The sequence below is a fragment of the Coleofasciculus sp. E1-EBD-02 genome (genome assembly GCF_040218245.1).
In the GTDB taxonomy this organism is placed as follows: Bacteria; Cyanobacteriota; Cyanobacteriia; order Cyanobacteriales; family Coleofasciculaceae; genus Coleofasciculus.
This window is the reverse complement of sequence record NZ_JAVJQN010000235.1, coordinates 25,446-40,543: the sequence shown is the minus strand read 5'-3', so window position 1 is coordinate 40,543 and position 15,098 is coordinate 25,446. Positions and strand designations below refer to the sequence as shown.

Below are 15,098 nucleotides of genomic sequence, written 5' to 3'. Positions count from 1 at the left end.
CTCGCTTCCCTTGAGAAGCAAACTAAGTCATTTCTCATGGGTTATGATCCTCTGCGTCCCTCTGCGTTAACCTCTGCGTTCCTCTGCGTTAAAAAAATATAATTTCGATACCAATCAACCCGTGCAGATTGAGCCACATTAGGGTTAACTCATAAACAATAATAGTTCAACCCACGCCGACAACCGACAACCACTTTTTATTGCCCATTCAGAAACAACCACCGTTCCCAGTCCCACTGACTGAGGGGCCAACTCATCAAGAGGGCTAATAAGCTGACGCCGATGAGAATCGTTAACAGATAAAACTGGGATTTCCCCGAAACACTATATTTCAACGATTGACCCCCAACCACAGTCGCCAAACCGACTAAATTAACCGCCCCATCGACAATATGACGGTCAATCCAGTCGGTCAGTTTAGAAAACAGGTCAATGGCAAAGACCACAGTCAGATTGTAGAGTCGATCGACGTAAAAATCATAAGCTAAAAGGTCTTGCAAAAATCTCACAGGTAAGAGAATCGATCGCAATCCAGTTCTGTGTAAGTCCATTAAACCCCCAATCGCACAACCCACTACGCTGGAACCCAATAATAACAGTTGGGGGACTTCAATCAGGTACTCATACTTGGCAACAGGTAACAGGTTTAATTGTTGCAGCAACAAAGGCATCCCCAGATTAATCAGAGTTAACCCAACCATGGGTAACGCCATGGGCCACGCTACTTCCGGGGCGCGGCGGGTTTTTGGCTGGGGATTGCCTAAAAATACTAGGCGAAAGACGCGGGTTAATCCGAGGGCTGTAATCCCATTCACCACGATAAAGGTGGCGACTAATCCGGGCGAATCCGCCCACAGTGAATTAATGCCTTTACTTATCGCCCAATACCCTCCTAGGGGCAATAGTCCAATCATCCCTGCTGTTCCGACGACAAAGGCACTGGTTGTGGCGGGCATCCGTGACCATAAGCCGCCCATCTCGGTGAGATTTTGGTTACTGGTAGTGAGAATAATCGAACCCGTACTCATAAATAATAGGGCTTTGGCAAAGGCGTGGGCGAGGAGTAATGCCACGGCAATATCGGCGCGTCCAGTTCCCACGGCGATAAACACCAACCCTAAATACGCACTGGTGGTATGGGAGAGCGATCGCTTAATATCAATTTGGGCAATGGCGACTAAGGATGCACCAATCGCTGTGATCGTGCCAATTACCACTAACACGGATAAGGTGACTGGGGATAGGGCTAAAATCGGCAGCAGTTTAATCAACACATACGCCCCACAGCAGACGACCAGCGAATTCCGCAAGACGGAGGCGGGGTTGGGTCCTTCCATCGCTTCATCTAACCATAAATGCAGGGGAAATTGAGCACATTTCCCTAGGGGTCCGGCAATTAGGGCTAATCCCAGTAAGGTGGCGAGGATGGGGGGAAGGTTTGCGGTTCCTGCCCAATCGTATAAGTTATTAAAGTTTAAGCTACCCGCGAGGCTTCCCAGGGTGACAACCCCCATTAACAGCAACATATCACCCACCCGCTTGGTTAAAAAGGCATCTCGTGCAGCAGTAACCACTAAGGGTTGAGCATACCAAAAGCCAACGAGTAAATAGGTGGAGAGGGTGAGCATTTCTAACAGGGCATAGCTCAAGAGTAAGGAATTACTCAAGGCAATTCCACTCATCGCCCCTTCAAAGAATCCCATTAAGGCAAAAAAGCGGGCTAATGCCCAGTCTTTTTCCATGTATCCTAGGGCATACAGTTGCGCCAACAGGCAGAGGCTGGTCACCACCTCTGCCGCACCTGTACTCACAGGCGAAACTTCTAGGGCGAAGGAGAAATTGACGCCGCCAACTTGCAGCCAGTCAAATACAAACTCGTTCACCATCGGCTGATTCACGGCAGATCGGAAGATTACCCAACCGTGAATACAGGCAAAAAGCGTCATTAATATGTTGAAATAGGCAGCCGGACGCGGACCGGTACGGCGAATTATACCCGTTGCCCAAGGTAAGCTTAAGATGGCGCCAATTAGCCCATAAAACGGCACTAACCAAATTGTCTGATTCAGAAACTCTGTCATCCCGCTTGCCTACCTCGTTGGTTTTTTATCACTGGATCATATTGATACAGATTGATACAGAATTTTGCGTATTGAAAAAGGGATTCGCCGCGATCGCGGTTTGAGTCCCTCTATTTAAAGGTCAGCTTAATCATAGTGATAACCTTAGCTTATACTTAACACTAGAGCCTTGACCTTCTCTCCATGCTTGAGTTGTTCGATCCGGCGTTTCTCCTACTCGTTGCCCCTGCTTGATTATGAGGTGATTGTCCTGGCATCTTGAGACGAGTCATTTCAACGTATAAAAACGTTACCCAAAAATTATAAAACAAAGCCAACATTTCGCCAAAGCTGAGAATTTTGCCCAACCTCTCGATTATTATCGCTCTAAAGTTAAGTTTTGTTAAACAGTTTGATTAAGAATTATCATAATAATTTATATTGTCAATTGTGCCAAGCTTCTCTATGCTTGGTTTTGGCTAGTAATTTATTAGTCTAAACTTCGGCATTCCCGTCCAAATTTTCGCCCAACCGGGATGGGCTGACTCATGGTCAACGTATTCACAAGGAGAAAATAAACGTGCCAATTGCTGTAGGAATGATTGAAACCAAAGGCTTTCCGGCTGTCGTCGAAGCCGCCGATGCCATGGTGAAAGCTGCCCGTGTCACCTTGGTCGGGTATGAAAAAATTGGTAGTGCGCGGGTTACGGTTATTGTTCGGGGCGATGTCTCAGAAGTTCAAGCCTCCGTCGCTGCTGGCGTAGAATCTGCTAATCGGGTGAATGGGGGTGAAGTCGTATCCACCCACATCATTGCTCGTCCCCACGAAAACTTGGAATACGTTCTACCGATTCGATATAGCGAAGCCGTGGAGCAATTCCGATCCTATTAGCGAGATCTCTACGCTTAGATTGGGCTAAATCATGGCGCTCCTAAGGTGTCAAAACAGACAAACCCCTAGATTTTGGAGAAACATTCATGTCAATCGCCGTTGGAATGGTAGAAACTCTCGGCTTTCCTGCTGTCGTCGAAGCCGCTGACGCCATGGTGAAAGCCGCCCGCGTCACCTTAGTCGGGTATGAAAAAATCGGTAGTGGTCGGGTTACGGTTATCGTCCGGGGCGATGTGTCGGAAGTCCAAGCCTCTGTAGCCGCTGGTGTGGATAACGTCAAGCGCGTCAATGGGGGTCAGGTTCTATCCACTCACATTATTGCTCGCCCTCATGAAAACCTAGAGTACGTGCTGCCGATTCGGTACACTGAAGACGTAGAACAGTTCCGAGAAAGCACGAATGCCATCCGTCCGCTTAACCGTCCCTAAGACCAATACCCTTATCCTTAAATGATTATAGGAAAGGTTAATTGGGGATTGAGACAAAGGCAAGACTCGCGCGTTAAAAAAAACGGCAACTCAGTCCGCCCAGAACCGACGATCCAAAATCCCAACCGTGGAGGATAAATGCAAATTGCCAGAGTGCGGGGGACAGTCGTTAGTACTTGTAAAGAACCCAGCCTGAGAGGTGTAAAATTTCTCTTAGTACAGTTTATGGATGAAGAGGGTAAACCTCTACCTAACTACGAAGTGGCAGCAGATGTCGTCGGTGCGGGTGTGGATGAGTGGGTTTTGGTGAGTTGTGGCAGCGCAGCCCGTCAGGTGGGTGAAAGTGATAAGCGCCCTATTGATGCTATGGTAGTGGGGATTATCGACACCGTTAGTGTAGATAATCACATTCTCTACAGTAAAAAAGATCAATATCGATAGTCTGGGGTGGAAAAAGTCATCCGAAATCGTTAACACCAATCATGAGCAAGCCCTGAGTCTGACTCCCTTATCGGTCTAAGATGACTGACCGCCAGACCAAGAATTCATACCCTAATTTGGTGTATTAAAGCCAATACTTATTCTGCTGGCGGGAGGGGAGTTAACCCAATAGCCCTCGGCTCAGTATTCGGGTTTTAACCAAAAACTTCTCCCTCAAAACCAGACAATCTAGAATTGCTGCTGCTTGAAGATCCAGCTTAAACACAGATCTTTATATCCCTATTGGGATAAACATCCAAGGCTTATGGATGAAATGCTCTTGGTTTAATCAAAAAAAAACAACACGTTGATATACGTTGTGCAAGGCAGGAAAATATTATCATGGTAGTTCGTAGCTACGCGGCACCCCCGACCCCTTGGTCAAAAAGTTTGGCAGAACCCAAAATTCACGAAAGTGCCTACGTCCACTCCTTTTCTAATATTATCGGAGATGTCAGAATCGCTGAAAATGTCCTGATTTCTCCGGGGACTTCCATTCGAGCAGACGAAGGTGGACCGTTTTACATTGCCGCTGGCTCGAATATTCAAGATGGAGTGGTGATTCATGGCTTAGAAGATGGGCGAGTGATGGGGGATGACAAAAAAGCTTACTCCGTCTGGATTGGTCAGAATACCTCGATTACTCATCTATGCCTGATTCACGGTCCAGCCTACATTGGAGATGATTGCTTTATTGGCTTTCGCTCCACCGTTTTTAATGCTCGCATCGGTCATGGCTGTATCATCATGATGCACGCCTTGGTGCAAGATGTGGAAATTCCGCCGGGTAAATATATACCCTCTGGAGCAGTCATTAATAACCAGCAGCAAGCGGATAGATTGCCCGATGTCCAAGAGGAGGATCTCACGTTTGCTCATAATCTGATCGCATGCAACGATGCATTGCGATCAGGGTATCAGTGTGCAGAGGATGAAGCTTGTATTGCGCCAATCCGCAAGGAAAGGGTTCAAGCCTCTGACTCTGATCAGGAAAATGGAAATCAACCTTCTCGTCGTTCTTCTTATTCTTATAGTTCCATGCCTTCATTTACAGCCATAAATTCAGACCTGCAGAAACAAATTCGTCAACTATTAGCTCAAGGATATCGGATTGGTGCCGAATATGCAGATGAGCGGCGCTTCCGGACGAGTTCTTGGAAGAGTGCGATCGCGATTCACTCAGATCGCGAATCAGAGGTACTTGATGCTCTGAGCGATTTTTTGCAGGATCATCAAGGTGAATATGTCCGCCTGATTGGGATTGACCCGAAAGTCAAACGGCGGGTGATGGAAGAAATTATCCAAAGACCCGGTGATCAGCCGTCCAAGTCTACCCCCGCGAAAGCGTCTTCGAGTTATCGTTACAGTGAGCCTGCGCCGAGCAACAAGCGTCAGGTTTCCCGTTCACAACCCCAACTCGAATCTGATCTTCAGCAAACGGTGGCGGGACTGGTCGCTCAAGGTTATGGGGTTGGTTTAGAATATGCAGATGAGCGGCGCTTCCGCACCAGTTCCTGGAAGAGTGCGATGTCGATTCAATCCAATCGCGAATCGGAGGTGATGGACGCGATTACCGACTGTTTAACCGACCATGAGGGCGAGTACGTGCGCTTGATTGGGATTGACCCCAATGCGAAACGGCGGGTGATGCAAGAAATTATTCAACGACCGGATAGTAAAGCCTTGACAACAGGGACATCGGTCTCCTCAAATGGTCGGCGCACCAGCAACAGCTACAGCACGGTATCCGCCCCCTCAAAAGCGGATTCTGTATCACCTGCGGATACGTCTTTGAGCCAAGAGGCGATTGATCAAGTCCGGGGTTTGTTAGCTCAAGGCTACAAAATTGGAACCGAACACGCCGACAAGCGTCGCTTCCGCACCAGTTCCTGGCAAAGCTGCGCTCCCATCGAATCGAATCAAGTCTCTGAGGTGGTTGAGGGGTTAGAAGGCTGTATGGCTGAACATAGCGGGGAATATGTGCGTCTGATTGGCATTGATCCAAAAGCCAAGCGGCGTGTCTTGGAAACCCTGATTCAAAAGCCAAGTTGAGCAACCCTTAACTCAGGAACCGTTAGAAGTCAGCGGCAAAGGAAAGGGTGATCTGTGATTGGGGATTGGCGATGGAGTTAGGGTTGAATTCAATGCTTTCTCCGAAATTGTTCAACAAAGAAAGAATTGACAATTTTTAATCTTCAATCCCTTTCCTTTCCCACAAAGGTAATCCAAAATTACTGACTTGGAAATCACAGGACTTCTGATTCAATTGACCTAATTATCTTCACGTTTATAACGTCTATAACTATAAAATGCATTTGCCCCTGCCACTACCATTGAGCAGTCACTCTCATGTCTACGTGCAAGGTGATGTAACCATTGATCCGAGTGCTGTGATTTCATCGGGAGTAATTTTGCGGGCTAATCCTGAGAGTCAAATGATTATCGCGGCAGGTGTTTGTATTGGTGCAGGTTCAATTCTGCACGCTGACCAAGGGACGTTAGAGATAGAAACCGGTGTCAATATGGGTACAGGTGTATTGGTCGTGGGTCACGGGACAATTGGGGCAAATGCTTGTATCGGTTCACTGACCACGATTTGGAATGCTTCGATTGAGCGATTAACCGTTGTGCCTGCGGGGTCTGTTGTTGGTGATGTGGGGCGTCAAGTTGCCGAGGTTTCCCCAGCCGCGACTCCTCCGGTTGATAGCTCTAATCCCCCAGAAGCGGTGAATCATTCACCTAAGATCGCCTCTAGCCCATCTCCCTCTCCTGAACAGTCTGAACAGCAGCAGGATGTCAACCCACCGGTTGATTCCCAGAGACATTCCAGCGAGTCCACGACGGAAGAGGAACCTAAATCTGCTGACTCCCCGGCGGGAAACTCAATCTATGGACAAGGGAGTGTAGACCGGATTCTCAAAACTCTATTTCCCTATAATCATTGACGGTATAGCAGCTACTTTGGCAGGTTAGGATATTCTCGACTGTTCCCTGTTCCCTTTTGGGATTAATGGATGGTCTAACGTATCCTCGCCGTGCTATAACCATCCAATCTGTAGTGTTAAGATCAGCGCCAAGATAGGTTATACCGATAAGTTGTTAGCGTTGAGGTGTTGGGTTTCTTAGACTGGATTAGAGGCAACACTTAACAGCCAACAACGACATGGAGAGCCGAGCTATGGAGTCATACAACCCTGGAATTATCCCCCACACCCCTTCTACTCAACGAAATCGCTTTCGTCATTCCTCTTTGGGCTTGGTGTCTACGCTCAGTTTTCCCGTGATTGTGAGTACGGCTGATGCGATGCTCAAGGCGTCTGGCGTGACGTTAATCGGATTTGAAAAAATTGGTAGTGGTCATTGTACGGCAATTGTGCGCGGCGCTACAGCAGAAGTACGGATTGCGGTGCAAGCTGGGGTTGAACATGCTAAACGAGAAGGTCAGTTATTGTCCTCCTTGGTAATTCCTCGACCGTTCCCGAACTTGGAGGTGGTTTTACCTCTGGGTTCTCATTTGCTAGAAGAGGTGCAACAGCAGACGCGATCGCGCCATAGTTCCCAAGCCCTGGGACTTCTAGAAACTCGCGGTTTTCCCGCGATCGTCGGTGCAGCGGATGCGATGCTCAAAGCAGCAAATGTGGAACTGACGGGTTACGAAACCATTGGCGCGGGCTTATGTACCGTTATTATCCGGGGTCGGGTAGCAGAAGTCGCCATGGCGCTGCAAGTAGGTATGGCAGAAGCCAAACGGATTGGGGAACTGGTTGCTGTTACCGTGATTACTCGACCGTTAGAAGATCTCGAACAAGCCCTACCCCTGGCAAGTTACTTCATTGAAGAGGAAGAAACACCCGAACCCCTACGATTGCCTGTTGAGGTCAAGGAAACAGAGAAGGAATTAGTCGAACTCCCTGATTTAGATAAATTGCCCGCGCCGACTAAGGAAATTGACTTCTGATATTACATTGCTGATTAGCAGAGCTGGGGAAGCTGGGGAAGCAAACCCCTACAAAGGACAAATGACAAAGGACGAATGACGATCTCTTTTATTGTGTCTACCTATTAAAAAAGGCGTTGCACCCAATTCCAGCGATGACCGGATTAAGCTTTCCTGTAGGTACAGGCTTAAACCAAACTGCTTATTCCGGAACATACAAATTGGTTAGGGGGCAACGCAGGATGGAAGGAAGACTGTCACTTGTTTGGTGTTATCTGAAATCTTAACTCAGAGTTACCATAGAAAAAATACATTGTTCTGATATAAATCATAGACTATAATCTATAAATTATTCCTATCAAGGAGGAGTATCGTTGAAGCAAGCCACGCTGCATCAGCTCAAAGTCTTTGAAGCCGTTGCTCGACATAATAGTTTTACTCGTGCAGCCGAAGAACTATTTCTCACCCAACCCACGGTGTCAATGCAGGTGAAACAGCTTACCCGAGCGGTTGGTGTTCCCTTATTTGATCAAGTAGGCAAACGTCTTTATCTTACCCAAGCCGGAGAGGAACTCGTCAAGACCTGTCGTGCCATATTTGAGAATTTAGACCAGTTTGAGATGACTGTCGCTGATTTGCAAGGTCTGAAACAGGGACGCCTGCGGGTTTCGGTGATCACAACCGCCAAATATTTTATTCCCCGGTTACTCGGTCCATTTTGTCGGCGTTATCCAGGAATCGATGTGTCGCTTCAGGTGACCAATCATGAATTTATCTTGAATCGTCTGAATGACAATGCCGATGACTTGTATGTCATGAGTCAACTTCCGGATCTGGATATTACCTACGAAGCCATTCTTGACAATCCCCTGGTTGTCATCGCCCCATCGGATCATCCGTTGGTGAATGAAACCAATATTCCTCTAGAGCGCTTGGCAGAGGAACCCTTTATTATGAGAGAACCTGGATCAGGAACGCGCAAGGCGGTGCAAGAACTCTTTGATTCCCGTGATATTGAGTTAAAAGTGCAGCTTGACTTAGGCAGCAATGAAGCCATTAAACAAGCGATCGCGGGAGGGTTAGGCATTTCGGTTTTATCCCGTCATACCTTAGCCTTAGAGGGCATCTGCAACCAACTGACCATTTTAGATGTGGAAGAATTCCCGATTGAACGATACTGGTATGCGGTTTACCCAAATGGCAAACAACTCTCCATTGTCGCTCGCACCTTTCTCGATTATCTGCTCACCGAAGGCAAAGACTTTGCCCAAAAGACTGCCCTACGCCGAACCTTGCCACAAGCGCAATCCAATGGAACTCTTCCCCCTAGCGCTGCAAACTCCGAGGATCAAGGGCATCCCGTAGACCATCCCCCAGCAAGTTAAAGGCTAACACGGTCAAGATAATCAGCGCGGCGGGGGGCCAAATTAACCAGGGTTGTAGCACCAAAATCGAAGCATTCGTTGCCAAGGACAACAAATTTCCCCAGGAGGGGTCAGGTTGCTGAATGCCCAGACCGATTAAACTCAGCACCGATTCCGCCACAATAAAACTGGGGACGGCGAGAGTGGCTGAGATAATCACATAGGTTGCCGTTTGGGGCAGCACATGGCGGACAATAATGTACAGCGGTTTCGCCCCCATCGCCTGGGATGCTTGGACAAATTCTCGTTCTTTAATTGACAACACCTGTCCGCGAATCACCCGGGCTAATCCAGACCAGCCAATAAACGAGGTAATTAAAACAATTAACAAAAATCGTTGGGCGCTGGTTAGTCCTGGTGGTAACACTGACGCTAATGCCACGAGTAGGTATAGAGTGGGAATCGTCATCATCACTTCCACGAGGCGCATCAACATGGCATCAATCCACCCCCCGAAATAGCCAGAAATTCCGCCGATAATTAAACCCAGCGGAAAAGAGATGGCAATTCCCACTAACCCGATACTGAGACTAATTCGCCCTCCATACACCAAACGACTGAATTGATCACGACCTTGCTCATCCGTCCCTAATAGATTCAGTTTGCCTTCACCAATCGTGCCGAACAAGTGCAAGTTCATCGGAATTCCGCCAAATATCTCCACCTCTTCAAAATTGGGTGGTAAGGGGAAACGCAGTTGCAGAAACTGATACGCCGAACCTTGAACAAATAAACGGATGGGGGACGGACTTTGCCAATCCACCATCAGTTCTCGTTCCCCCGTCTCTAAATCCGTTGGTCCTTGGGTGGTTGGGTAGACATGGGGACCAATAAACCTGCCCTCAGGAGTGCGCCAGTAGACTTGGGTGGGTGGCAACAGGGAACCATTGGGTTGGGAGACATACGGGTCATAAGGCGCGACAAAATCAGCCGCAATTACGGCAAGGTAAAAAATCAATAGCACGATCGCGCCAAACCGAGCCAGGGGGTTCTTTTTCAGTTTTTGCCACCAGTTCATGGGTTACAGGTTAAGAATTAAGCTGCTGGGCGAGTTGTCGGTGTTGTTCTTCGTTCTTTTCGTGTTCGACAACAAACACATTGGAGTAGAGGTTGGCGGTGATTTGCTTACCCTCTTGGGTGAGGGACAGGTAACGCAGGGCTTCCTGGATAAAGGGAAATACTCCATTCCAGTAAAACCTGGAATAACCCGCGCGAAGGTCACCAGGATGCTCATAGCCTAAGGCTTGGTTGACACCCGTTTCTTCAAATTCGTAGAATAGAGAGCTAATTTTCTTGAGATAGCGGGGATCAGAAAGCTGACCAATTAAGTCAGAGGCACGAATCAAACCGGGATAATTCAGGGTATCTCGATGATCCCCTTCTTTGGGAACTGGGAAACGAGTCAGTTCAATATTGAGCTTAATCAGTTCCGCGTCAATCAGTTTGTGACCGCCAAATCGCTCATCCGTAAACAGTTTCGCCCGATCAACATGATGAGGCGTTAGGGAGGCATCGGTAGCGCCAGGAGGCAGATGCACCATCTCACCATTTTTGCCCGTCGCATAAAGTCGTTCAGTTTCGCGATCCTGACGGCAGACTCCTTTCACATAGCCAATGTCGTGGCAAACCAGAGAAATGATAAAGTGCAACCAATCTTCTGGTGTGACGCCCCCTTCACGGATATGCTTGCCTCGGAGAATCTCCTGACCGACTAAGGTGACGAGAATAGAATGCTCGACATTATGATAGAGGGCATCGCTGTTGGCAATATTTTCCATTGCCATACTGCCTGCCCAAGCAATAATGTCCTCATAGTCGGTTTTCAGCCCCCCGTAAGTCCGGTGGTAGCCATCCCGGAGTTTTTGGACAAATGAGTTTATGAGAATTTCTGTTGCGTTAAACATCCTGGGTAATCCCTGCGGAGTGCAATGGTTTGAGGATCAATCGAACAGTTATAACTCTATACTTTACAGGATGCGATAAATTTAAGTTGATTGGAATCTAAAGATTCACAACCTCGACGTGTTTTTGGTCATAGCTAACTGTTACCGAACTCGCAACCCCTTTATTTGTAGGACTTTCCGGGTTTTTGTATAAACGAAAACATACCTAGCTCAATCAAGGTTAAGTTTTCACCTCCAGAGCCAGGTAGAAATATGAGGCAAATTTATTGATATAATAGCTTAAAGATTCTCGTTTAGAGTAACTTGCGGGTGTAGTTCAGTGGTAGAACGTCAGCTTCCCAAGCTGGATGTCGTGGGTTCGAGTCCCATCACCCGCTCTACTGGTGTGGCACAGCTAAAATGGTGGAATAGATTTGACCATTGAATCGGGCGCACGTCTATGCGCCCCTACGGTTTCCGGGCTAATGGTTAATGTATTAAATAAGGTGTGCCACGCCACTACAGTGACTAAATTATATCAATGGCGATCGCACGGCGACTCTAGCGACTAGCCTCTTGCATACTACACTAGATTTATCGCACTTTTGTTGTGGAACTGCCATGTCTTTCGCCCAAGAGCTGGAAACGTCCGAAGAGCTATGGGATGATATAGTCTTTCCCCCTAGTGACTTACTGAGTGACGAGCCTCCTTTGGAAACAGACTTGCATCGCCTACAAATGACATTGCTCATCGCCTGTCTGGAATGGCTGTGGCGAGAGCGCAATGATTTCTATGCGTCTGGTAATCTGACGATCTACTACTCTCCCCGTCAGCGCAAGTCAGAGAAGTTCCGGGGACCGGATTTTTTTGTGGTTTTGGGAGTAGAACGCTTCCCGCGCCAAAGTTGGGTGGTTTGGGAGGAAGATGGGAAGTATCCCAATGTGATTGTGGAAATTCTTTCTCCCAAGACGGCGGCGACTGATCGAGGCTTAAAAAAACAGCTGTACCAAGATGTTTTCCGGACGCCGGACTATTTCTGGTTTGATCCAAATAGCTTAGAGTTTAAAGGATTTCACTTAGTCGATGGGGAGTATGAGGAATTACCGCCGAATCAGCAAGGGTGGTTATGGAGCAAGCAGTTGGGGTTATATTTAGGGATTTATGAGTCGAAGTTGCGCTTTTTTAATGCCCAAGGAGATCTAATTCTGATACCCCAAGAAGTCGCTGAACAAGAGCAACAACAGCGAGTGCAAGCAGAGCAACAGTTAACGGAGATGGAGTCACTTTTGGGTCGATATCGGGAACGCTTTGGAGAGTTGCCCGACTAAAGTGGCTTAACTCCCCATTTCCCTTATCTAACCTATCTCTTGCTTGGAAAATTCAGTTCAACAAAGATTTCCATTCTTTTTTCAAACAGTGCAGCACCTCAGGCTCAAAGAGGACGACTTTTTGGTCGTCGGGAAACTTTCCTTGGCACAAGCGCACGGCAATTTGTCCTAAGCTTTCACTGAAGAGAATCTGCTTAAATAACAGATTATCGGTTTTCTCAATCAGATGAACCGCTGTCGCAAATTCCCCGTCTAAATCAAAACCAACATTCAGTTTGATGTGATGGATTTCGTGAATGCAGCGGAAAATCAGGTTAATGTCTGAACCCAAAAGATCAGAGTTGTTGAACTGAGTGGTAATCATTAGTTTTCCTTGGTTGTAATCCCTATAGATATGCTCTAAGCTCAGTTCTGTTCCTTTCATGTAAGGGAAAAAATCAACATACTGAAACTCTATACCCTGGAGTTCTACCTGTGCTATATCCACGATCAACTGACGGAAGCCTTTCACGACGGAAGGCGAGAGATCATACGCTGGGGTATCAATGTAATACCGAGCAATGTCTTCAAGATTCATGTTTTTTTGTTAGATGCAACCAACTGACAATCGAAATCGCCAGACAATCTAATCATTGACCTGGCTTGCTGAGGGTAGTCCCTCATAGAATTCACCCATTTCAATTTTGGAATATCTTAGCCAAAAACACATCCATGGAACTACGGAAATTTTTGGGTGAAATTCCCGAAAAGTCCGCGTGGATTCACTGATGGAAGTGTATTTATAAAGTAAATACAGATGGAGCTAGACAAAGGAAATAGATTGTGGTATATTCTTTGTTTTATCGAGGTATCGGTTCAGCCTAAGCCAATATCGAGAAGCATCATAATCACGAATCCTACCATAACCCCAATTGTGGCTTCGTGTTCGCGACCTTGACGATGGGATTCGGGGATAATTTCATCGCTAATCACAAACAGCATCGCACCCGCTGCAAATGCCATTCCCCAGGGTAAAAGTGGTTGTGCGATCGCAACCAAACCTGCACCCAGTAAACCCCCCACGGGTTCGACTAACCCTGTCAACAACGAAACCCCCACAGCATAAAAGCTTGAGTAGCCTTCAGCTAACAACGAAACCGCTACAACCAAACCCTCTGGAATATTCTGCAATCCAATCCCGATCGCCAAGGGAATTCCCTGCGCCGGATTTCCTGCACCAAAGTTAACCCCAACCGCCAAGCCTTCGGGAAAGTTATGAATTGTAATCGCGATAATAAATAACCAAATGCGTCTGAGATGTTGAGAATTGACCCCTTCTGAACCCTTATGAAAATGTTCGTGTGGCAGATACTTATTACTTAACCCTAAAAACACCGTTCCCAGAAGCACACCCACACTCATAATTAACGCCGCATTAATTTGGGAAGCGCCTTGAGAAATCGCTGCATCTTTACCCGGTACAATTAACGAAAACGATGTCGCAGCTAGCATTACCCCACCCCCGAATCCTAACGCGATCGCTTGTAATCGGTGGGTCAAGCGAATCGGTAAAAATACGGGTAACGCACCGACAAAGGTTGCGAGTCCCGCCAGTAAACTGGCAATAAAACCCGCAAGAATTGGATTCATAAGGGAATAGGGAACAGGGAACAGGGAACAGGGAACAGTAAGAATGTTCTAACTTACCTTAATGCTGCTATATTGCTGACTTAGCCAATCGAGAATTAGAGAATTAACCATCTCTGGCTTCTCATCGTGAGGACAATGACCCGCTTGGGGGATGGCAAAAAACTCGACATCCTTCTCCATCTGGCGCTGCTGTTGGTAAATCGCCGCCCCATTAATTGGTGTCCAAGGGTCATTTTCGCCCCAAAGAACTAATAGAGGACGGTTTAATTTGGGTAATAATTCCCCAGGCGCAGGACCGGCTGGACCCGTTAAGACAGATGCAAATACCTGTTGGGCACCCGGATCACAGGAGGGTTGGTAGAGTAAATCGACTAATTCTTCCGTAATCGCGGCGGGATCACAGTAAACCTGACGCAGGGTGTTGCGAATTCGGTTTTTTTGGCGAATTCGGTTAAATACAAACGGACCGACGGTTTTAGAACTGACCAATTTGTTAAAGGTTCCCATCACCAGCCGTAAGGGTAAATTTAACTCATCGGGACGGTGGTTTAAGCCCCCTGCACAATTAATTAAAACACCACCCATGGCGATATCTGGGTCTTGGGTAACTACCATTAAACTCAACAGCGCCCCAATTGAGTTGCCAATAAATACGGTTGGTTCTTGGATATGGGCGTCCCAGAAGTCTTTGATCTGTTCCTGCCATACCTCTAAGCTGTAGTCTAAGGCAGGTTTATCTGATCCGCCGAACCCTAACAGATCAATCGCAAACACCCGATATCCCGCATCCGCCAGAACCGGGATATTCTTGCGCCAATGTCCAATGGATGCACCAAAGCCGTGAATCAATAACAAGGGTTGACCTGTTCCCTGGACGGTGTATTGAATTGAGTGACCTTGCCAAGTCCAAACGTGCTTTTCTAAGGGGTTGTTCTGGATTCGCGGTTGGGTAATCACGGTGCTTTATGAAGTTTGTTTAAGTGTTTTGTTCTATGATACCGGGATTGAGACAGATTCTGGAAAATTTTTGCCCAGA

General features: G+C 47.3%; 15 protein-coding genes and 1 tRNA gene. 10 read left to right on the top strand and 6 right to left on the bottom strand.

What is annotated here, in order from left to right:
• Positions 1-197 precede the first annotated feature (197 nt).
• Positions 198-2,081 (bottom strand): NAD(P)H-quinone oxidoreductase subunit F, encoded by a 1,884-nt coding sequence (locus tag RIC07_RS34890; RefSeq protein WP_446398518.1) that lies wholly within the window; start codon positions 2,079-2,081, stop codon positions 198-200.
• Positions 2,082-2,640: 559 nt separating this feature from the next.
• On the opposite strand from RIC07_RS34890, the gene RIC07_RS34885 reads away from it, so the two are divergent.
• The 7 genes from RIC07_RS34885 (at position 2,641) to RIC07_RS34855 (ending at position 9,182) form a co-directional block, all read left to right on the top strand.
• Positions 2,641-2,952 (top strand): carbon dioxide-concentrating mechanism protein CcmK, encoded by a 312-nt coding sequence (locus tag RIC07_RS34885; RefSeq protein WP_006105229.1) that lies wholly within the window; start codon positions 2,641-2,643, stop codon positions 2,950-2,952.
• 86 nt (positions 2,953-3,038) lie between these two features.
• Positions 3,039-3,380 (top strand): carbon dioxide-concentrating mechanism protein CcmK, encoded by a 342-nt coding sequence (locus tag RIC07_RS34880; RefSeq protein ID WP_006105258.1) that lies wholly within the window; start codon positions 3,039-3,041, stop codon positions 3,378-3,380.
• A gap of 138 nt (positions 3,381-3,518) precedes the next feature.
• Entirely contained in the window at positions 3,519-3,821 is a 303-nt protein-coding gene (locus RIC07_RS34875) for a EutN/CcmL family microcompartment protein (protein ID WP_006105202.1), read from the top strand.
• A 381-nt stretch (positions 3,822-4,202) separates the two neighbouring features.
• Entirely contained in the window at positions 4,203-5,912 is a 1,710-nt protein-coding gene (locus tag RIC07_RS34870) for a ribulose bisphosphate carboxylase small subunit (RefSeq protein ID WP_446398517.1), read from the top strand.
• A 281-nt stretch (positions 5,913-6,193) separates the two neighbouring features.
• A complete protein-coding gene (locus tag RIC07_RS34865; RefSeq protein WP_446398516.1) occupies positions 6,194-6,805 on the top strand; it encodes a hypothetical protein in 612 nt (203 codons plus the stop codon).
• 233 nt (positions 6,806-7,038) lie between these two features.
• The gene (locus RIC07_RS34860) at positions 7,039-7,818 is read left to right on the top strand and encodes a BMC domain-containing protein (protein WP_446398515.1); all 780 of its coding nucleotides are present in this window, start codon (positions 7,039-7,041) and stop codon (positions 7,816-7,818) included.
• 353 nt (positions 7,819-8,171) lie between these two features.
• Positions 8,172-9,182 carry a LysR substrate-binding domain-containing protein gene (locus RIC07_RS34855; protein WP_446378631.1) on the top strand — a complete coding sequence of 337 codons (1,011 nt, stop codon included), beginning with the start codon at positions 8,172-8,174 and terminating at the stop codon, positions 9,180-9,182.
• On the opposite strand, the gene RIC07_RS34850 is transcribed toward RIC07_RS34855, so the two are convergent.
• Positions 9,124-10,239 (bottom strand): ABC transporter permease, encoded by a 1,116-nt coding sequence (locus RIC07_RS34850; protein WP_446369963.1) that lies wholly within the window; start codon positions 10,237-10,239, stop codon positions 9,124-9,126. The genes RIC07_RS34855 and RIC07_RS34850 overlap by 59 nt on opposite strands.
• A 10-nt stretch (positions 10,240-10,249) precedes the next feature.
• Positions 10,250-11,125 carry an Npun_R2479 family HD domain-containing metalloprotein gene (locus RIC07_RS34845; protein ID WP_446369965.1) on the bottom strand — a complete coding sequence of 292 codons (876 nt, stop codon included), beginning with the start codon at positions 11,123-11,125 and terminating at the stop codon, positions 10,250-10,252.
• A gap of 305 nt (positions 11,126-11,430) precedes the next feature.
• Between RIC07_RS34845 and RIC07_RS34840 the strand changes: the two genes are divergently transcribed.
• From RIC07_RS34840 to RIC07_RS34830, 3 genes are all read left to right on the top strand, one after another.
• A tRNA-Gly gene (locus tag RIC07_RS34840) sits at positions 11,431-11,502 on the top strand.
• Positions 11,503-11,538: 36 nt separating this feature from the next.
• Positions 11,539-11,676: a hypothetical protein gene (locus tag RIC07_RS34835; RefSeq protein ID WP_446398514.1), complete on the top strand. Its 138-nt coding sequence runs from the start codon at positions 11,539-11,541 to the stop codon at positions 11,674-11,676.
• A 49-nt stretch (positions 11,677-11,725) separates the two neighbouring features.
• The gene (locus RIC07_RS34830) at positions 11,726-12,433 is read left to right on the top strand and encodes a Uma2 family endonuclease (RefSeq protein ID WP_446398513.1); all 708 of its coding nucleotides are present in this window, start codon (positions 11,726-11,728) and stop codon (positions 12,431-12,433) included.
• A 52-nt stretch (positions 12,434-12,485) separates the two neighbouring features.
• Here RIC07_RS34830 and RIC07_RS34825 read toward each other — a convergent pair whose 3' ends face one another.
• The 3 genes from RIC07_RS34825 to RIC07_RS34815 all read right to left on the bottom strand — a co-directional run bounded on the left by RIC07_RS34825 (position 12,486) and on the right by RIC07_RS34815 (position 15,019).
• Positions 12,486-13,010 (bottom strand): hypothetical protein, encoded by a 525-nt coding sequence (locus RIC07_RS34825; RefSeq protein WP_446398512.1) that lies wholly within the window; start codon positions 13,008-13,010, stop codon positions 12,486-12,488.
• Between the two features lie 278 nt (positions 13,011-13,288).
• Positions 13,289-14,062, bottom strand: coding sequence for a ZIP family metal transporter (locus RIC07_RS34820; RefSeq protein ID WP_446398511.1), 774 nt, complete (start codon positions 14,060-14,062; stop codon positions 13,289-13,291).
• A 48-nt stretch (positions 14,063-14,110) separates the two neighbouring features.
• The gene (locus tag RIC07_RS34815; protein ID WP_446398510.1) at positions 14,111-15,019 is read right to left on the bottom strand and encodes an alpha/beta fold hydrolase; all 909 of its coding nucleotides are present in this window, start codon (positions 15,017-15,019) and stop codon (positions 14,111-14,113) included.
• Between the last annotated feature and the right edge of the window lie 79 nt (positions 15,020-15,098).